Here is a 21,273-nt window from a genome sequence, read left to right as displayed (position 1 = left end):
ATTCATTGTAAAATCTGACGGACTATATAATGGCAAAGGCTTGTTTTAAGAGCTTATTCCCCACTGTGATGAGGGTTATTTCTTTAATCATCATTTTAGCTGCCCAAAACGGTTTAAACAAACTCTAGAACTTTGATATAATTACTAAAAAAGGCCCCCTTGATTAAATTGAGGATCAAAGGCATCAACTCTTTCCTGCGTCTTGTCGCCTTGCATCGTTCTATTTTTATAAATTTCGTTTGTCACAGGGTGATATTGAAATGAGGAGTTTGTAAAGCCAGATGTTACAATCTCCTTTACCTGGTTTGTGTTGAGATCAGAAATCCAATCTTCCTGAAAGCTGTCATCTAGCACAAGAGGCATTCTTTTTTTATTGTTATGCACGAGTTCAAAAGTTTTATTTGCCTCCACTGTAACGATTGTAGTGGTGTATAATTCGTGATCTAGCTTTGTGTAAAGACCAGCAAAGGCAAATAGTGCTCTGTTCTCTAAATAACAGAAGAAGGGTTGTGACTTTCCTTTGTAATGATGTGGTTCATAAAAACCATCTGCTAGTATGAGGCATCTTTGGCCTTCTGCACTAGATTTATAGGAGCGCTTTTCAAAGAACTCCTCCCCTCTCGCATTAAAAGTTTTGTACCTATTTACATATTCACTAGGAGTTAGTGAGCTGTCTGCAGTGTTTATAAAATCTGGAACCAAGCCCCACACAGCTGGATAAATCTTAGCAGGTGCATCTTGAGGTATAATATAGAGATTAGGCTTAGTAAAGGCATCATTATGCTTGTAGGAGGCAAACTCCTCAGGGATATGAAACGATCTTCCAGTTTGTTTAGTAATCTCCTCTGCTTTTTTATCTAAGGCGGTTTTATAACACATAGTCAAAATATTTATTTAAAGTTAAGACAATAAATCAATACCAAAATTAGGAATTATTCCTAATTTTGGTATTATGCCTTTACAACCCAAAATAACCATTATAAATCGTGACCCAATAGCTTTAACCTTTATGCTGCGTGCTATGGGTAAGGAGGTGTTTCTAGAACGATTTAGACATTCTCTAGCTGAGTATCCTCGATTTTCTGAACTATATCTACTTATAGATAAAAATACTTGCTGGCTGATGTCTATAGGACAATATAGAGATCGTATGCTTTTTGCCTTAAGACAAGAAGAAGTGCCAATGTATGGCTGGCAAGTCACAGCAAAGCTAGAACGAAGGAGGAAGAATAAGTAGTTCCTTTATCATTCTATAATTCTAGAAAACTACATCACTAGAATTATATTTTTCTAGATTTTTACGGATTTCCGTAATTTCCTACAGGTCAAAATTCCTATTTTAGTATGCAACATAGGTTTGTATAAGCTTCGTGACACAGCTCGCTATGATAGCAATTAGACATTTAGAGTGCTCCCGCTTTCGCGAAAGCGTTATAAGAGACATTTAATCAAGTTAACACCTACCTCATTACCTAAATAAAAATCATAAATCATCAAATGACATTAAAAGACATTATAAAAGCGAATTACAATCAAGACCTTGAAATTTCTGGAGGTAATGGTAATAGCATTGAAGAGGCTATAATCATTCATAAAACATCTATAAATGACTATGTAGGAACGGAACATTTTATCTTAGAATGCATCGGTAAAGAAAAAGGCCTTAAGTGGGAATTTGTAGGGCAAAGACTTTTTGCCCATAACGGTAGAAGGATTGATCATATATAGATCGATATTGAGAAAACAGTAGACGGTGAATTGACTTTTATATGGGAGGATTATTATTTTGACATTACTGAGTGCCTTTAAATCATCTACCTGTCTACGGACTTTAAAAAATAACGAGAAGATTCAAAACTTTATTAATCTAGAATGCTATAACTCTAGAAACCTAGATTAATAGAATTATATTTTTCTAGAATTTTACGGTTTTCCGTAATTTCCTACAGAGCGAAAATACTATATTAGTGTTCCATTATAAGGTTGGATTAATAATGAAGTAGTACTCATCATTGTTCGAAGCAAATCATTTATCATCAAAAAACAAATCATTGAATACCATAGGAGAATTTCAAATTATTCAACATCTCAAAGAATTTAATATTAGTGTCAATGTATGGCTAGCAGAGAGTAATTATGGAGAAAGTTATGAAATATTAACTATTAAAAATGATCCACAAAAAAAGACTCAAATAGATCGAATTTTCAAATCTGAAATTCAAGGACTCGTTAAAAAGGAAATACCGGGAATTCAGAAAATCATTGAGAGTAACTTTGACAAGGAACAAAATGTTTTCTTTATTGTGTATAATTATATACAGTCTACAGAGATAAGTATTAAGAAAGAATTCATCCATCTCAAACAATTATTAATTGGCCTCAGCGAACTTAAAAAGATAAACCGTTATGGCTTTTACATCGCTCCTGATACAATTAGTATAAGCAAAACATCTGCTGTACTCAAGTATATAGGAACACGTGAGATTTTTGAACTATTCAATATTCTTAAAACCGAATATTTGGCTCCTGAAGTAGTTGATGGTATTAGACCTAAATTTCAATCTGACTTATTTTCAGTCTTTTTACAATTCAAGGAAGTAGCTTCTCAAAGTAAAAACCCAATTCTCTTAACTGCTTTCGCGAAAGCGTTGTCAAAAAACCGAATTGAAAGATTTAGCAATTATGCTGAGCCTATTTCAATTCTTAATAAAATTCAAACCAAAACTACGTCTAAGAAAGCTATAAAGGTTATTGTAAAACAGGAGTTAAGAGAATCATTCAACCCTGTACTTCAAGAGATGAATGATCATTGCTTTATTAAACTAGATAAAGAACTTTCTTCTAAAGAAGATCAAATTACAGGGCAATTTTCAACGGATAGTTATAGTGGTAGATTTTTTGTAAATGAACAAAATTACATTTTTGTACTCGCAGATAGTGTTGGCGACCCTTATGAACTAGTTAAGAAAAAAGGTTTCCTATCAGAATTTGGATTTAGTTACGAACCTCTAGATTATGTAGATAGCTATCAATTTTTTAGTAGACATTGGAGCGAAGTTAATCAACTCGCGGTATTACATAGGCAGAAATCTGAAAGCTTAAAAATATGGCAGGCACTTCCAAAAATGGAACGTGAATATATTGTAGAAAAAGCTTTCAAAGCAAAATACCACAAGCGCAACATAAGTAAGACCAATAAAACAAACACAATATTTCACCTTACTAATGAATTCCGAAACTGGGAGGTTATTAAAGAGCTCAAACGCAATGAAATAAAACTTAGTATTGATGATTCGATAGTTGGAACTATTCACGATTATAATCAAAAGACTCAAGTTCTAATCATTAAAGATGCCAACCTAAGCCTTAAGGAGATTTCCGAAAATGGCACTCTCTTTGAAGATGTGAGAATCGAAACAAGTCAATATAAAAAACAGATAGAAGCTTGTGATAAATTTATCAATAGAAATATTGTGAATCCCATATTATCTTCTATTCTAGCTTCACCTCATACTACCCCGATAATTGGTCATGTTGATATTGACTACAAAGATTATGAAAATAAAATTTATAATGATTATCTGAAAACTGATGAGACTCAAAAAGAAGCTGTTTTAGAAGCTCTTCATAAGAAACCGGTATATCTTATTCAAGGACCTCCGGGAACTGGTAAAACAACGGTTATAGTTGAGATTATACAACAACTTATACGAAAAAATGGTAATGCAAAAATATTAGTCACATCTCAGTCTAATCTAGCTGTAGATAATGTTTTGGAAAGATTGCCTGAGGATATATTGTTTATGAGACTTGCCTCTACAGAGGATCGAATCTCATCTTCAATTAAAAATCATTCTTTCAAGACAAAATTAAGTACTTGGATTAAGGAGACAAAAATAAAAAGTGAGGAATACACACAAAACAATAAAGAAGGAAAAAGTACTGACAAGGCGATTTTAAAATTTTACAAAGACTTCAATATATTAAAACAATCGAATAAAAATAAATTTAGTGATTTTCAAAACATTTTAAAGATTCAAAATCACTTCATAAAAGGCGAATTTGAAAACGCAAATACTCTTGAACAAGTCTCTAGGATTTTCGAAAAACATATTTCAAAAAAAATTATGATAAGTCAAACCATTCAGAGGGAGTGGTTTGCATTTCTTGATAATGCAGGTTCAATTAAAAATCAAAATAAATCTATTATTAATAATGGGTCTTCAGTAGAAGATTTACAGACTGCGCTATTGAAATCTACAAATGTTATTGGAGCAACTTGTATACATATTGCTAGCGGACAGTACAGAGATATAAATTTCAAGTTTGACTATGTAATCATGGATGAGAGTAGTAAAGCTACTCCAGCAGAAAATTTAGTCCCTATTAATATGGGAGAAAATATTATACTCATAGGAGATCATAAACAATTACCTCCTGTTATTACAAGTGAGAAAGCTATAAGAGATAAAATTAAAATTGAATTAGAGGACAACGGACTTGATATGAATAAAGAATATGGAGAAAGTCTATTTGAAAAACTTATACTTCAATTTGAACAAAATCCCAATCTAGAAAGTCATATTAAAATGCTTGATATACAATATCGTATGCCTAGACAATTGGGTAATCTAATATCAACTCACTTTTACGGTAAAAAATTAAAAAACCCTAGTCTCGATATTATACCAGATTACGATAGTGACAAAAATCACATTCTAAAATTTAAAAAACCTACTACCCTATTTAGGGATGTAGTAACGAATGAGTATGTCGAAGCGCCTACATCTGTAATAATGATAACAACTTCTAAATGTGAAGCACCATTTGACAATGACAATAAGATAAAGCGTGCAAACATTAGTAATAAGGATGCCATACTCAAAATTTTAAAGACTCTTAACAAACAACATTCATCCAATAAAGACTTAGAGAATCCTATAAACATAGGAGTAATTGCTAGTTACAGTGGGCAAGTTGAATTGTTGTCACAAAGTATCGATGTAAAAAAGTACCCCAATTTTAATATCAACAAATCTAAGGGAGAGGTTGGTTCTCTTATCGACATCAATACGGTTGATAAATTTCAAGGTGCAGAAAGAGATATTATAATTTATGACATTGTAAAAAGTAGCCAGAGCGGCTCCAGTATAGGATTTTTAGAAGACTATCGCAGAATCAATGTCGCATTTTCTAGAGCAAAAAAACTTCTTATTGTTGTTGGTGACAGTGAATATATTTTAAAAAGAGCTTCATTGCAACCAGGTAGCTCTTTCAAAGAATTTAAGCTCAGAACTATCATTCAAGACCTTGCGGAGCAAGAAGTTATTTTTAATAATTTACAAGAAGCCCTAGAATAAAAATTATGAAATCAAACAACAAGTTTCAGCATATAGAAAATCAATATAAGGATCATCATATTGATCATAAACTTACTAATGTTTTTGAAATAGCAATACCCTTCTGGAAATGTATTAAAAATATAGTCGGGGAAAAAGAAACAGAAATCGATCGCTTTAGTAAAATTATACTTGAAAGCATAGAAGCAGGAATTAAATCACATCAAGAAATATGTGCATTTTTAGGTATTAAGGAAACATCATTCGTTACTGTTCAATTCCATTTTTTAATTAAAAATGGAATGATTGTCGAGAAGGTGAATGATAATTTACTTTCCTATACTCTCACCAAGGACGGCATAGCGTTTTTAAAAAAGAAAAAAAAAATTAGAGAGTTAGAAATTGTACCTTTTGAGTTCTATTACAATGATTTATTAAAATCTTTTTTTACTTCAAAGATTAATATAGACCAACAGGAAAAAAGTAATACTAAAAAGGTATCTCATGCAAATTATATATTGAAAGAAACACGTCGCTTAACAAACACCAAAATAAAGCATCAAAACAAACCCAACAATCTAGACTCATTAGAACTCGCGACTTATTTCAATAGAGAAACTAAAAACCTAACATATTTTGATCAAGCGTCAACTAGTATAAAAACTCACCGACGTTCCATTTTGTTTTTGGCAATAGAATATACGAATGCTTTAGGTGCACAACGATATGATATAAGAAAGTATAAGAAAACTGTAGAGAAGTTTGACACATATCAACTAGAAGAAAAGCTTTCCAAGGCAGTTACGCAGTACAGTTTGAAAAACCCATTTTCGATATAATCAAAAATAATCCGTGCCCCTTCCGCTAATACTATAGTCCATATCTATTATCTTCTTATTCTATATTTTTCAATAATATCAAGGTGTTTATTATGAAGTAAGAGATGATTTTCTAGGGAATATTCAACCCTTCCAGTTTCTGATTGTTCAAAATGCTTGGGTAATGGCTTGTACTTTTCCATAAGATTATCGCGTAGCGTGTCAATTTTCTGAAAATAGTCCAACACATATTCATAACCCGAAATATCTATTTTAAGCTTAAGTGTACTAGAATTATAAGTCACAATTGAATCTTTAGGCAATCCTTTTGTTAAATCAAAATGGGAGGTACTGTACTGATTGTGTTTATTTTCATAAAACCAGATGAGTTGCTCTCTTTCAGTTTTTGCAATGTGATAATCGATAAGAGCTTCCGTAGCTTCCTCTACTTTAGCCTTTAGTTTTAAAATGTTATCAAATTGAGATATTAGACTAGACGCCTTTCCATATAATTTGTAATCAAAGCCAGCGAATGGGCCTAACCGGTTAATAGTAGTAGTCAAATAATTATAATCGCTATACCAGTCTACAAGCTTATTGTATAGAATGGGGCTTTCTGTATTTTTTAACTGGGACTTGAATAACTCAAATTGTTGCTCTATCAAGCTATATTCTGAGGATGGTGTAAAAATGACGTGTTCATCCTTATAAAAGCTAAAGCCCAAATCCATAGTTTTATCTAATTCTGTGAAGTTGGTAAGCTTATTACAGACGTAAATGTCATCGGCATTAATGTCATCTTTGGTCTCTATAAAAAGATCTAAGTAATATCCTGTATTTGATAAAAAGGTCATCCCCTCACAACCCTTGTTGCAAGATTCACAAATTCCAAAGAATACATCGTCAAAGGAATGACAATCGTTACGCCTAGCTTGATTAAATTTCTTCTCTAGCTTACCTATAAAGCGTGCTTTTGAAACATCTTGGTATGGCTTATTGTCATCAAGCAGTTCTTTGAGAGAATCTATGTCGAAGCTTTTTATGGCGTAAATAATTTTTTCAATCATTTGCTGTAGTTAGTTTATTTGATACAAAAATCTTACGACTATACAAATGAAACTTAATTCTGAAAATAATAAACCTTTTTAAATAAATACTGTAGAGTTTAAAAATCATTATTTAAAGCAGCTTCAAATACAATATAATCTTCCTTACGCATTAGAGAAATGACTTCTTTTACTTTAATATTTTTTATTTTTTTTATTTCACACATTGTAGCAATCCCCTCATTACCTTTTGATACAAGCAATCTATTTCCTGAAAATAATTCATCGTTAAGGAATGACTCATTACTCTTAAAGTTGATTACTCCTAAAACTCTACTTGTCTCTGAAAATGCCTTTATAGTATATTTTGAACCTCCTTTTGTACTACTCTGAATTAAAATAATTCCTTTTGATAAACCTGCTTGAATCCTACTTGCTTTGCTGCCTGAAAATTGATCTTCGCGCTTATTTGGAGGGTTTTCAGACACCAGCAAACCGTTATTTTCCAACACTTTAGCTGCAAGTTCTTTAGTCACCTTAGAAGACGTCTTATCAAAATTGAGACCACCAGAAAGAACACCTGTCACATTTGACAAAACACATTCATTATTTAATATTGTATTTTTATCAATGCCATCGACTAAACCATTACAGATTGACCATTTTTTTGAAAAGTAGTCACCTATTTTTGAAGCTATAGTATTACCTAAACTATCTGATTTTCTCGAACCAATTACAGCAACACATCTCTCAAGATTATCTATATTCCCTTTTAAGTATAATACAGCAGGTGGGTTTTTAATCTCTTTTAATAGAAAAGGATACTGACTGCTAGTAATAGGTATTATGATGATGTTATTTTCTGTACACTCTTCAATAATGCTTAATGCTTTCGGAAAATTATCTGTTATAGCATTAATGGTAACCTTACCACCAAGCATATTGCCAAGTAAATTGATGTCGTTTGAATACAATTCAATTTCGTTAAGCTTTTTCTTTATAAATGCATCTCCAACACCTTTGATCAATGACAATGCAAGAATGTGTTTTATACTATTGTTCATTGGGTATATTTATAGTTCTTCCGCATCCATTTCCTCCATACTTTGGAAGTGGGCAGGAATAAAATTTATTTCCTTTTCTTCGATTAATCTTAATGTGCATTTTCATTCCGCAACTTGGACAGGTTTTATTAGAGAGTGGTAAAATCAAATAAAATAATGCTACAAATAAAATATTCTTAGCACCTTTATTTCTTAATTGAGTTGATATTTCATATGCTGTTGCAGATGAAGTAAACTGATCGTCAATTACTATAATGTTTTTATCCTTTAGATCAATCGTGTCGAAAGTTGAGAGGTATCTAGCTATAAATTCTCTTCGAGCCTTATAATTAGGTTGATTTCTCAATTTTCCGATAACATTTTGATCCCATTCAAAAAGTTTAATTTTTGGGACACTGCTCTCTACCAAATCAAAAATTTCTTTCATTTTATTTGGAGGAGAAGTTGTTATTTTATCTGAAACATAAGATAGATAATCCCACCTATATTCACTTTGACTTTCTACACTTTTTAAAAAATTTGATACGGAAAGTGCCAGCTTTTCTAAAAAATCTAATGACCTTTCGGGATCGTCAATTTTTAAATATTTATCTGCTCGGGCATATTTATCACATTCACCATCATCCTGTCTAGCTAAACAGCGGAAAGCAGTAAAACCATTGGCATATTTTTGCAAATTAAACTTAATAGACTTAGAGGATGCTTTTCCCTGAAAAACCGCTTCTAAAGCTGGTAAATTTTCCAAAGGATTGGAAATAATATTAGCTACTTCTTTAAAATTTGAAGCATAATAAGTAGGACCTTGTTTTATTTGTTTTCTTTCATCACCTATTCCATCTCTTACATCAATCTCTGTAGTATCATAAAATTGTGCCAGAACTGTTTTTATATTTAATAAACGACCTAATGCAATATCCAACCAACTATCACCTATTAAAATAAAATCGTCTTTATTTTGAAATGCATTTTTCAGTTCAGGTATTGAGTCTATAAAATTAAGTGTTTTTATATCATTAGGTTTATCTGCTAAACTTAAGTAAGGAAGGTTGAATATCTGTTCTGCAATTACATTGACATACCTAGGGTGACTATCTGAAATGATATATAATGTATTTCCTCTCGCTTGTTCTTCTTTTATAAACTTTATTGCTCCAGGAAATATGTACCTCTTTATCAAATCTAAGTCAGTATCTATAATACCGTCTTTCATTTCCTTAAAATAGGAATGTGCAGTATGAATCAATGTACCGTCTAGGTCTAAAAATATAATCACTATAGTTATTTTTTACTGGTTAAAAAGGAAGTCCATCATCTTTAGATCTAAATTCTGGCGGAGGTGGTGGACCATCTATTGCATTTTTACCAACTATTTTCCAACCTTGAAAAGTATTAAAGTACTTAGCTTGACCATTAGGATCTATCCATTCTCTTCCCCTTAGGTTTATTGAAACAGTAACTTCATCTTCAATTTTATATCTATCCAATAGACCGCATTTATCCTGAACAAACTCAATTAATAACATCTGTGGATATTGTTCATTTGTTACAACTACCAATTCACGTTTTTGAAAGCCATTACTACCTACAGTCTGCGTTTGATTGATCTTTTTAATTTTTCCTGATATTTCCATAGTCTTTAATTGAATTACACAAATTTAAAAGAGATATATGCAATCTAAATGCACACATATTTGAACGCAAAACTTTATAATTATAGGCCCCTAACCTCACGGTTATATATCTCATTAAACAACAAAGTCTTAAACATCATATTTGCCTTATCATCAGTCATTTTGTTATAGAAGTCTAGCTTTGTATTGATAAAGTTTAATAGTTCTCCATCAACTTCTTCTTCAAATTTATCTTTGATATTATTCTTAGAATTTTGCTTATTAAAATAAGCCATCAACTCATCATTATTGTAAAGGTTTTTCTTGACTCTGTTAAAATCTACTTTATCTTCTTCGGTTAATTCTAGACCAAAGGTGTCATTCAATACTTTAATAATTTTGGTTAGAAAATCAACTTCCTCTTCAGGTTTTTGACCAGCACCTCCTGGCGTCATTCCATAATCCTCTCCATCTTCAGATGCTAGTGCTAGACTTTTAGTAAACTTATGTTGTATTTTATAACTATCTAACTGAATATCATTTACCACGTCTAATGGCAAGTCACTTTTTACAAAAGGAAGTTTTTTAAGTAAGGCTGATAGAAATACATATTTTTTCTCTAAATCTACATCTGTAAAATCAATAAGCTGGCTTAGGAATCGATATATTTTAGTGTATGATTTCGCTGCAGCTTTAAAAGCATTTTTATCTTCATCTTCTAGCTCATTATCAAATCGTTTTGCAATCACTCCTAGAATAGGCTGTAAAGCTTCCATTTGATCACTAGGCTTAAAGAATATCTCTGCAAAGGCATCTACTTCAGACTCATAGAATACATTGAAACTATCAACTACATCTAAGATTTCATAAAGACTGTTAGGGTCGGTTTCATTTTCTTCTTCCATATAGTTTTTACCATAGAAGTGTTGAAAATCTGCACGAACTAAGTCTGGGTCGTTAACAAAATCCAATACCATAGTAGAATCCTTACCTTTCCTATTTCTATTTAAACGAGACAAGGTTTGTACAGTACTAGCTCCACCTAGTTTCTTGTCTACAAACATAGTATGCAGCATAGGCTCGTCAAATCCTGTTTGAAACTTATTGGCTACTATTAATATTCTATTGGTCGGTAATTTTAATGCCTCTGGAATACTGATTTTGTGTTTGAAGTTATTCATAGCACTTTCTGTAAACTCAGCACCAGTATCTGGATCTTTGACAGTGCCCGAAAAAGCAACTAGGGCACGATAAGGTAAATTCATTTCCTTTAGGATCTCATCAAACTTTAATTTAAAACGTACTGCGTGTAGACGTGACTTGGTTACCAGCATTGCCCGTGCTTGGCCTTGAATCTCTTTATGAGTTTTACTCGTAAAATGCTCTATCATTATACGAGATTTAATATCTATGGCGTGATCTTGTAGATCTACATAATTACCTAAAACACGTACCGTTTTCTTCTTGTCGTATTCCTTATCCTCTATTTCAGTACGTTTCACTAATTTATAGTAACGAGCAAAAGACATATAATTTAAGAGTACATCTTTTATAAAACCTTCTTTTATGGCTTCTTCCATCGTGTATTCATCAAATGGCTCAATCTTGCCATTTGCTTTTGTGCCAAACAACTCTAAAGTCTTAGGTTTAGGAGTCGCCGTAAATGCAAATTGTGAGATATTAGGCTGCTTTCCTTTTTTGCGTATTTCTTCTGCTATGATTTCATCTGCTGTTTTGATTTGAGATTCTTCTTCGGCAGCATCTTCTAGGCTTAATGCTTTGCGCATTTGTCTAGACGACTCTCCAGATTGAGAGCTATGTGCTTCATCTATTAAAACGGCGTATTTTCTATCTGGATAATTAGTTACCTCTTTAGCTATGACAGGGAACTTTTGAATCGTAGTAATGATGATTCTCTTTTGATCTTCTATAGCATCTTTAAGATCTTGTGAGGTAGATTTTTCATCTATGTATGCCACTACTCCTGGTGTATTATCTAGCTGGCGTATGTTATTTTGAATTTGCTTATTCAATACACGTCTATCTGTAACTACTATTACCGAGTCATATAAGGCCTTAGTATCTGTATAATTTTGATAAAAGTTTGCCAGTCTATAAGCTAGCCAAGTAATCGTATTAGACTTTCCAGAACCTGCAGAGTGCTGCACGAGATAATTTTTACCTGTTCCATCTACTTTTAATGCCTCTAGAATACGTAACACAGCTCTACGCTGGTGAAATCTTGGAAATAGTAATTTAGTTGACTTCTTCTCTTCTAGTTTTCTAGTGGTTGCGTTATATATTTTTTCTTTATCTGTTTGAACACTTATAAAGTTTTGAACCAGATCCATTAAAGAATCTTTGCGCAAGACATCTTCCCATAGATATTCTACTGCAAAGCCAGTGTCAGAATGGTTTTCTAAACCAGTATTGAATGGTAAGAAGTATGTTGACTTCCCTTTTAACTCTGTAGCCATAAAGACCTTTTCTGTTCCTACGGCAAAATGCACTAGACATCGCTTAAACTCCAGAAACGGCTCGCCTTTAGGATCACGGTCCTGCATAAACTGCTTAATAGCATTGTGATGGTTCTGTCCTGTAAGGGCATTTTTAAGCTCTGCAGTGACTACTGGTATGCCATTGATAAATAAAACAATGTCTATCTCATTATTATTGCGATTAGAGTATTTTAATTGTCTAGCTATAGACAACCTGTTTTTTGCATAAGCAACCTCGTGCTCTGGTGTTTTGTTATGTCCAGGTTTAAAGTAAGCTAGTTCTAGACGTTGACCACGATCTTTGACCCCATTTCTCAACACTTCTAGGGTCTTATTCTTAGTAATGTTTTTAGCAACATTTACAACAATTTTCTCATCTACCTGAGTGCCATACTGTTTCTTGAGCTCCTCGTACTTTTTAGGTTGGGTGTCTTTTACAAATGCGATAATTTCAGATGGTATTACGCACAAGTCTTTATCATATAGCTGTGGCGATACACTACGGTATTCTTGTACTGTCTGTACAAGGTAATTCTCTATATGCTCTTCAAAATGGATTTCTTTTGTTCCTGTTGCCATTGCCTATCTATTTATTCTTAACTACTTATGTAGTGCAGTAAACTATTGTAATTACGCTTTCGCGAAAGCGTAATACTATCATTAATAAGTGGTCACGTATTATATCTTGTCGTACACCTATACTATTCTTTTATTCTTTTTATTCTTTTTTGTCCCAATAGTGGCCCCATTACTATTACTAAATGGCCCCATAAAGAAACACACAAAACATTAAAAATCAATTATTTAAACAGGTTAAGATGTTTTAATATCTGATTTTGTCCCAATGGTGGCCCCATTATTTACTTTACTCTGGCTCAATGGTGTCCCCCTTTAACATATAAGTGGTACCTGAGCCAATGGTCCCGTTTTTTACTAAATACGTACCTTCTAAATCAGTTAAATATCGTGTAGCTGTTCTTTTTGATACTTTACATATATCTTGTACGATACTGTTTGAAATACTCTGATGCTCCTGAACATATAAAATAATAGTTATAAACGCTACTTTGAGCCCTTTTGCCTCTAGTGCTTCTTTAGTATAATTGATTAGAGTTACTTCAAAGTCTGGTGCAACGTTAGTAAAAATGGGTGGTGCTATTTTATGAGCTTTACACGCATTAATGATTTTTATAGTCCCACGTCCCCAAGATTCTATGTATCCTGCTCTAAACAATGTGTTTGCTACATCTGGATTAAAGGGTTTAGATGGATGTTTTTGAGTTAATCGATCTATGGTCCAGTTTTCTGGCAACTGGCCTTCATTCCAGATGATGATTTTATCGCTATAAACACTTATTTGAATAGGGATGCCGCTACTATAATCTTTATGTGCTATAGCATTTAACACAGCTTCTCTTATGGCGTCTTGTGGGAATCTAAATTTTTCTTGACGTGAGCCATTTTCATTATAAGTGATGTTTGCTGTATCATATTTGGTTTTTAATAAATCTAGGGTTTCCTCAGCTTGCTCTAGTAGATTGCCCTTTACTTCATCCTGATATTTTAAATTATCATCACTTTCAAAAAAACCTATTTTAATAGATGCGCCTGTAATGTACTTTTCTGGGTTGGGATGAAATAACAATACAGCGGCTCTTTTGAACAGTTGACCATCATCAACAAATAGATTAAGACTTTCTAATAACTCTTGAGGTGTGCCTTCTACATCTTCTTGAGATAAACGCTCGCTCTTTGCAGCTTTGGCTTTAAAAAAATCAAAGGTTGAAGTTTTTAAATCTTCTATGGTGATGTGAGGCACAGGAACCGCATCCCATTTTTTCCCTTGTCGTTCTAGTAAAAACTTAGTAAGTGCAACGCCTTTTAATTCTTGTAAGGTGCTGCCAGAACGGTAATAGTATGTACCACGCAAACTTATAGGGAATGGGTAGGGCTCCACAACTATTTCTAAATAGTCTAAACCATCTTTGGTGTGCAAGTTGACTGCTGGCATAACGCCTAATACATCACGTATTTGATTAGGCAAATCTTCTAGTAACTTTTGAGCATTGCTTATACCTTTTACAACACCATTATCATCTATACCTATAAATAGCGTACCACCTTGAGCATTTGCAAAGCCAGATACCCATTTAAGATATTTCTCGTGCCAGGACTCTTTCCACTCTGTATGCTGACTCTCTGCCATAGATTAATTTTTAGACGGTGCTTGCCAGTCTCTCACATCTATCTTACCCGTGACCGCTTCACTAATGATGGACTGACGATAGGACTTTAGTTTCTTGATTGAATTTTGTAACCCTTTAGTTGAATCATAAATTCTGCTTTTATAAATCTCAATTTTAGTGGCTATTTGTAACTGTTCCTCTTTTGACGGTAGTGGGATTGGAAGATTAAGGATAAAATCAATGCTTGCTCTTGGCATTTTAGCACCATAAGTACTACTGTCAACAATAGATATTATCTGTTCAGAAGATAATTTTTGAAACAAATAGTTGGAATCAATGATGTCCCCAATCGCTTCAAAAACCAATAATTCTGAAACACATTCGCCATCTTTCGGTGCTAGTAAAACTTTTGAAAGATAAGGCCTTAGCTTATTAAATAATATATTTCCTTTTTTAAAAACCTTTAGTTCTCCTGAAAAATTCTTGGATTCTGAAAAAATCAATTTACCTGTTTTGCTTTCAATATTCTCTAAGGCTATATTAAATTCAGAATCTCCATCTCCTTTTTCAGTGGAATGGTCAACCAAATATTTCAACTTGACAACTTCCCAATGCTCAGGAACTTCACCTAACCACTCGATGCCAGAGTCTTTCATTTTGACATTGGGGTTGAGGCCTTTGGTGACTGCCTCGTTAATGGTGGCCTGGCGTTGTGCTTGTAATTTTTTTATGAGCTGCTCCTTTTTTTCTATGAGCGCATCTATGATATGGGTTTTGTGGTCTAGGTAAGCGGCGATTTGGGTTTGTTCTTTTAAAGATGGTAGAGGCAACTTAATCGACGATAAAATATCTTTGTTTATAATTCCTTGAGCACTGCCTTGAGAGGAATCATTTAGTCTTATATAGTTATAACTTAAGAAATAGAATAAATAGCTCTGAACAACTTTATCTCTGGGCCTTAAAGCTGCTATACTTCTTGAAATAGTACCATTTAATCCCAAATTCACTTTTCCTGCAGTTGCACCTACTACACAAATAAATACATCCTCCTTACTGCCATAAACTAATGGTGAAGTGGTGAACCATTTTGCTGTTGGTCTAATTTTTCCAAAGTCTCCTGTTTTAATAAAAATTTCTCCTATTCCATCTTGATTATAGGAACTGGAGTGAGGTGCTTGACCCATTACAAAATCCACCAAAAGATTGAGACTTCCAAACGACCATTGTATTGGTATTTTTTTAATCCAAAATCCATCTCCATCCTTATATGCTTCGTAGGTCTTCATTAGGCTAACAGTTCATTTAAAAGTGCAGTAATATCTTTTTCCAGATCTACAATCTCTGCTTTAATTTGGGCAGCAGGTTGTAAGCCTTTATACTCATAAAAGTACTTGGTAAAATTAATCTCGTAGCCTATACGTGTTTTATCATAATCGATCCAGGCTTCTGGAACGTGTGGTAATACCTCATTTGTAAAATAGGTTTCTATATCATCTGTAAGCGGTACATTTTCTTTATCACGTTTTTTTGAGTCTGGTTTTCTAATTTTCTTAAGAATATCTTTAATCTCTTTTAAGTCGCTTGCTTTTATAGATTTGGAAACATCATAAGTCATTTTTCCAAATCTAATTTTTTCATAGTCAGAATCTTTAGGAGATAATTTTTCTAAATCAGGAAATGTTACTGTCTTTTTTTCTTTAATACTTTGTTTAAAAAATTCAATAGTCTCAACCCATTCAGTGAGCTCATTAAAATTTTTATTTTTTAACTCCTCACTTTTCAAGTATTTGTTACCATCAAATAAGTTTTCAATCTGCTCATTACTTAACAAGGGTTGCTCGATGGTTAATTGATAAAAGCCAAAATCATCGTTATTAAAAATCTTGCTGTGTTCGCTTTCGCGAAAGCGAGTATATAAGTCTAGTAAGGATGCGATATGAGCATCTGTCAACTCATTACGCTTATTACCTAGACTCTTTTTATTAGATCTAGCAAATAGGTATTCTGTTTCTTCCTTTCCTTTTGCATTAGTTCCTACTACTTCGCTAGCGTTACCGTTAATGAGTTGCACTTTTCCTTTTCGCTCCTCAGTCTTCTTATTAGTTAAGAACCAAATGTATGTATTGATCCCAGTGTTATAGAACAGGTCTTTAGGTAAGGCAATGATGCACTCTAACCAGTCGTTTTCTATGATCCATTTACGTATATCGCTCTCGCCACTACCTGCATCTCCTGTAAATAGTGGAGAACCGTTAGTGACTACACCTATACGAGAGCCGTTAGTCTCGTCCATCTTATCAATCATATGTTGTAAAAACAACAATTGTCCATCACTAGTACGTGGTGTACCGGCATAAAAACGACCGTTAGGATCTAAGGCTTCGTTTTCTATAAAGTTCTTATCCTTTTTCCAAGTCACCCCATACGGTGGATTTGCCATCATATAATGGAATTTCTTCCCTTGGAATTGATCATCTGTAAACGAGTTACCGTGTTTAACATCACGAGGGTTTTCTCCAGAGATTAATGCTTCAGACTTTGCAATGGCACAAGATTGCTCGTTCAATTCTTGACCATAGGTTAACATCGTGGGCTTGTTATTAGAGTTTTTACAGATCTCGTCCAGCACATAATTCTTACCTAGATTTACCATACCACCTGTACCACAAGCCGGATCAAAAATGGTGCGTATGATACCAGACTTGCACAGCTCATCTTTCTCTGGTGTAAAAATAATAGCATTCATTAATGCAATTACATCACGAGGCGTGAAGTGCTCACCAGCAGTTTCATTAGACTGCTCGTTTGAAATACGTATCAACTCTTCAAACACATAACCCATACTGTGGTTATCAATGGTGTCCTGATGTAAATCAATCCTACAAATGGCATCTATCATTTCATATAGCAAGCGGTTTTTAACCAATCGAGCTATGACTTTATCAAACTGAAAACTCTCTAGAATATCACGCACCTCTAGATTAAAACCATTGAGGTAATTATTGAAATTGATCTCTATGTATTGCGGCTCATCCTTTAAGGAATGAAGCGTGTGCTTAGAGGTATTATAATAAGTTAATCCACCAGCTGCTTTTTTAAGAATAGGATCGAGCTTGTCTTCGCTTACTTTATCCTTAAAGTCATTATAGCTTTTACGTACTTTCTCATTTACGTTTTCAAGCATACAATCCAGCCTGCGTATCACCACAAATGGTAGTAACACATCTCCTATCTCATTTTTCTTAAAAGAATCACGTAGGACATCGTCTGTGATTCTCCATATAAATCCTACGTCTACTTTGTTTGTGTTGGTGGTACTCATTTTATTTGTTTTCTTTCAGTTATTTTATTTTGAAGGATTAGTTGTCTTTCTTGTGTTTGGAAGTCTTTCAAAATTTTATAACTACTAATGTGTTTAACTTTTGTCTCTACAGTAACATCTCCATAGGGAGATAAATCTGAAATCTCAGATTTATCAAATGAGCTTTTAATTCTCTCTAAATAAGAAATTATACGCGAATTATCTGCTCCCGTTATATTTGCGATATCTTGTATAGATTTTTTAGTATAATAATCATAGCGATATTCTAATATTTCATCCCTAAGAGGTTTAAAGTAAGTAATTAACTCTTCTTTTATCTCTGTACTTTTACTCAAATATTTTATACTGGGATTTGATAAAAACCTATCATTAAATAACTCTATATCAAATGTATTACAGTACTCAATAAATACATTAAAATATTTATCAATTTTAGTTGCAAAATCTGACATCGTTAAGGTTCTCTTATCCATAGGTATTTTTAATTTAATTCTGTGCTTACTGTATTTTACTTAAATTATACTTAAGCCTAGTTATTTAAATAAGGGGTTATTTAAAATATTTCCAAATTTCTTTGTGAAAACACCCATTTTTTCGGGATCTTCATTGAAGCATTTAATTATTTTACCTCTAAGTTTTTGGACTCTAAGAAAATTTGAACTAATATCCCCGTCATATAAATAATTTGCCGAGATAGAGGCTTCATCTCTATCAAACAGATGCTGAACATCGATTATGCAATAATCTGTTATGAAATGGCGATTATTTTTAAATAGTCCTTCGTTGTGTGCGTATACACTAACTTCAAGGTTAGCATTCCCGACACCATCAATGATTTGCTTGATTTTTGATTTAAATTTACCATCGTTATTCTGCATATTTGTAATTATTGACAAATAGCAATTTGTTTCGTCATTATCCAAATACAACTCCTTGAGCAGCTTAATTAAGTTTGGTGTTTTTGGCTCAAAGTTATGTTGGTCTTGAAACAAGTACGGCTCTACAATAATAACATTCCGACACCGGTGTCTAATGCAGTCAATACCATTCATATTTCTATCAACCTCCTTACTTGCAAACGTTTTTGGAATTATAGGTAATTTAAAATTGTAATCTTTACTTACACCTATAACATTGTTAGTTTCACATATATACTTTGTCTCATTTAAACATTTATCTAGTAAAAAAACTGAATTTGGAGAATCTAAATTTAATTCTTTAATTTTTAGATTTTGATTCCGGAAAGCCCTATAAAAAATTAAATCTTTGATGTTATCAGGTCTGTAATTTTGACTTAATTTTTTATGTAAATTGATAAAATACTTTTTTGGTATTTCGCTGTTAATTTCTGAATTGTTCAGAATATTTAATAGCTGGTTTTTATTTTCTGCAGAGGAATCGACATTACCCATAATTTGTTCAGATTCAAAATTATTAAATGCACTAAAAAACTCTTCTTCTATATATACTCTTGGCCCCATTATATTCCTTTGCTATTTTTTAGAAACATTTCCAAGGCTATATCATCAACAACATCTAGAAACCCATCTCCAAAGTTTTTGTCGAAACTACCATCCTGTTTATAATTTAACTGATAAGGTTCATCTTCGTCAAAATAGTAAACCCCAAAAGTATTTTTATTATCAATATGAAGTTTTTGAGTCTCTCTTATTAAATATTCAGAATGAGTTTCAATAATAAATTGAATACCAAAACGGGAACTGGCATCTAAAAACATTGCAGCTAAACGACGCTGAAAAGCTGGATGAAGATTAGCCTCTGGTTCTTCAATTACTATAAGCTGTTGTCGTCTTTGACTATATCTAAACTTTGAATCCTTACTTGTATAATTTATGCACAATGAAATTTTAAATAAAATTGAAAATACCTGTCCTGCGCCAAAGCCCTTGTCAGCAAGATTGAACCAACTTTTATTTTCGAAAATTTCGATTTTTGCTGCAACTCCATCAATAGGGGTAATTTTATAATCATCCCCAATATCAAATTCTACCATCCACTTTTTGAGAAACATTCCTGCTTTACTTTTCTTATTAATTGGATTGTTAGAGTTTTCCTTTATTATTGAATTTATGTCTGTAGAACTATCACTATTAATATAAAGCCTTGTTTGATTATTACGATGAGGGCTCAAATGTTCAACTGTAAAGAACATAGCTGTATTTATTCTATCCCCAAGCCTATATGCTCTAGAAAGAGCTCCTCTCACTCCTTCTAATTTAATAGACCTATCATTATCCCTTAAATAGTTTTGCAGTACCCGTCTTAAAACTCTTTCAATAGTTCTTTCTGAAGGATGAAAATCATCCAAAGAAAAACTTGGTCGATAAACAATAGCTTCCTCTTTTAGGGATTCATTATTCTCTAAGTTTTTAATCGCGATACGAAGCTTCTTCTTAGAATCTAAAATTTCTTGATTGAGTGAGATAATTTTTTGATTGTGAAGTTTTAATTTCTCAGCAAGTACCCTACTTCTGATATCATTGTAATTTTTGTCTTTTTCTATTCCCGCGTTGGACGAAAATTCTCCTTTCAGGATTTTGTAAGTTGATATATCTATCTTTTCTGTTGGCTTTCCTTTTATTTTAATTTCTTTCGAATTAAGAAATGCTTTTACCGTATCGATTGACAGATTGAAGTCCTTAAGAACTTTACTTAATCTTATTGATGATATATCAGATTGTGACCTTAGATTTGAAGGTTCTTCGCCAAAAGTATCGTTAGCGATTTTAGAATTCAAAAAAGATATTTCATTTCTGATATCTTCCCTGCTCAATTTCAATTTTTCTAGTTCCTGATGGTCATCGCTTAATAAATTTTTTATAGTATGAACTAATGCTAAATCTTTCAAATTTTTATCATTACTCTTTAACTTACTATTACTTTCAATTAGCGTGTTATCAAATTCAATTTGATATTCAAATCCTCCTTTATTTCTAATAGACAACTTGGCTTTATCATCTCGCACCACATCCAACCCCATTAACCTACCAGATCCATTAGCTTTTTCACTATTTGGTTGAAACCATAATGAGACTGAAAAACCATTATTGGTATATTCAAAGAATAAATCTTTTTGTGAATGAGATTTATTTATTCTATTTATAGCATTGTCATAGCAATCTATCTTATGCTTTTTTGCATTTTCCCCGTTAAAATTAAGTTCAAAGTGATTATTCGAGTTTATATAATCTTCTAACAATAGTAAAGATTTGAGAATTGTAGATTTACCAGAGTTATTTTTTCCCGTAAAAAATGTCACAGGCGCTAAATCAAGATCCCAAGTTTCCTTAATCTTCCTAAAGTTTGATATTTTTATATTTTCCATTTTGTGTTGTAAATTCTATATTAATTAAGAGAGCGACAAGCCGT

The 21,273-nt window shown here is 32.7% G+C and carries 16 protein-coding genes; 4 read left to right on the top strand and 12 right to left on the bottom strand.

Annotated features, from left to right (window positions below; translation table 11 throughout):
- Positions 1-144: 144 nt before the first annotated feature.
- Entirely contained in the window at positions 145-879 is a 735-nt protein-coding gene (locus ACFO5T_RS12650) for an SOS response-associated peptidase (protein ID WP_380034964.1), read from the bottom strand.
- A gap of 73 nt (positions 880-952) precedes the next feature.
- Here ACFO5T_RS12650 and ACFO5T_RS12645 point away from each other — a divergent pair, with 73 nt between their 5' ends.
- The 4 genes from ACFO5T_RS12645 (at position 953) to ACFO5T_RS12630 (ending at position 6,178) form a co-directional block, all read left to right on the top strand.
- Positions 953-1,237 (top strand): hypothetical protein, encoded by a 285-nt coding sequence (locus tag ACFO5T_RS12645; protein ID WP_380034961.1) that lies wholly within the window; start codon positions 953-955, stop codon positions 1,235-1,237.
- 260 nt (positions 1,238-1,497) lie between these two features.
- Complete coding sequence (locus ACFO5T_RS12640; RefSeq protein ID WP_380034958.1) at positions 1,498-1,728, top strand: hypothetical protein; 231 nt, start codon at positions 1,498-1,500, stop codon at positions 1,726-1,728.
- Between the two features lie 323 nt (positions 1,729-2,051).
- Positions 2,052-5,360, top strand: a complete 3,309-nt coding sequence (locus ACFO5T_RS12635) for an AAA domain-containing protein (protein ID WP_380034955.1) — start codon at positions 2,052-2,054, stop codon at positions 5,358-5,360.
- A gap of 5 nt (positions 5,361-5,365) precedes the next feature.
- Positions 5,366-6,178: a hypothetical protein gene (locus ACFO5T_RS12630; RefSeq protein ID WP_380034952.1), complete on the top strand. Its 813-nt coding sequence runs from the start codon at positions 5,366-5,368 to the stop codon at positions 6,176-6,178.
- Between the two features lie 47 nt (positions 6,179-6,225).
- Here the strand turns inward: ACFO5T_RS12630 and ACFO5T_RS12625 are convergent, their stop codons facing one another.
- The 11 genes from ACFO5T_RS12625 to ACFO5T_RS12575 all read right to left on the bottom strand — a co-directional run bounded on the left by ACFO5T_RS12625 (position 6,226) and on the right by ACFO5T_RS12575 (position 21,229).
- The gene (locus tag ACFO5T_RS12625; RefSeq protein ID WP_380034949.1) at positions 6,226-7,224 is read right to left on the bottom strand and encodes a hypothetical protein; all 999 of its coding nucleotides are present in this window, start codon (positions 7,222-7,224) and stop codon (positions 6,226-6,228) included.
- A 98-nt stretch (positions 7,225-7,322) separates the two neighbouring features.
- A complete protein-coding gene (locus tag ACFO5T_RS12620; protein ID WP_380034946.1) occupies positions 7,323-8,267 on the bottom strand; it encodes a DNA-processing protein DprA in 945 nt (314 codons plus the stop codon).
- Positions 8,257-9,540, bottom strand: a complete 1,284-nt coding sequence (locus ACFO5T_RS12615; protein ID WP_380034943.1) for a hypothetical protein — start codon at positions 9,538-9,540, stop codon at positions 8,257-8,259. Before ACFO5T_RS12615 ends, ACFO5T_RS12620 begins: the two co-directional genes overlap by 11 nt.
- A 19-nt stretch (positions 9,541-9,559) precedes the next feature.
- Complete coding sequence (locus ACFO5T_RS12610) at positions 9,560-9,898, bottom strand: DUF3127 domain-containing protein (protein ID WP_380034941.1); 339 nt, start codon at positions 9,896-9,898, stop codon at positions 9,560-9,562.
- A gap of 80 nt (positions 9,899-9,978) precedes the next feature.
- On the bottom strand, positions 9,979-12,954 hold the full coding sequence (locus tag ACFO5T_RS12605; RefSeq protein ID WP_380034938.1) for a type I restriction endonuclease subunit R: 2,976 nt from the start codon (positions 12,952-12,954) through the stop codon (positions 9,979-9,981).
- Positions 12,955-13,240: 286 nt separating this feature from the next.
- Positions 13,241-14,581, bottom strand: coding sequence for an ATP-binding protein (locus ACFO5T_RS12600; RefSeq protein WP_380034935.1), 1,341 nt, complete (start codon positions 14,579-14,581; stop codon positions 13,241-13,243).
- A gap of 3 nt (positions 14,582-14,584) precedes the next feature.
- The gene (locus ACFO5T_RS12595) at positions 14,585-15,847 is read right to left on the bottom strand and encodes a restriction endonuclease subunit S (RefSeq protein WP_380034932.1); all 1,263 of its coding nucleotides are present in this window, start codon (positions 15,845-15,847) and stop codon (positions 14,585-14,587) included.
- Positions 15,847-17,883, bottom strand: a complete 2,037-nt coding sequence (locus ACFO5T_RS12590; protein ID WP_380034929.1) for a type I restriction-modification system subunit M — start codon at positions 17,881-17,883, stop codon at positions 15,847-15,849. Before ACFO5T_RS12590 ends, ACFO5T_RS12595 begins: the two co-directional genes overlap by 1 nt.
- Entirely contained in the window at positions 17,880-18,356 is a 477-nt protein-coding gene (locus ACFO5T_RS12585; protein WP_380034926.1) for a hypothetical protein, read from the bottom strand. The genes ACFO5T_RS12590 and ACFO5T_RS12585 overlap by 4 nt, the downstream gene beginning before the upstream one ends.
- A 60-nt stretch (positions 18,357-18,416) precedes the next feature.
- Positions 18,417-19,364 (bottom strand): hypothetical protein, encoded by a 948-nt coding sequence (locus ACFO5T_RS12580; protein WP_380034924.1) that lies wholly within the window; start codon positions 19,362-19,364, stop codon positions 18,417-18,419.
- The gene (locus ACFO5T_RS12575) at positions 19,364-21,229 is read right to left on the bottom strand and encodes an AAA family ATPase (protein WP_380034921.1); all 1,866 of its coding nucleotides are present in this window, start codon (positions 21,227-21,229) and stop codon (positions 19,364-19,366) included. The genes ACFO5T_RS12580 and ACFO5T_RS12575 overlap by 1 nt, the downstream gene beginning before the upstream one ends.
- Positions 21,230-21,273 lie beyond the last annotated feature (44 nt).

The organism is Dokdonia genika (assembly GCF_042652845.1).
GTDB lineage: Bacteria > Bacteroidota > Bacteroidia > Flavobacteriales > Flavobacteriaceae > Dokdonia > Dokdonia donghaensis.
This window is presented reverse-complemented; position numbering and strand designations above follow the sequence as displayed.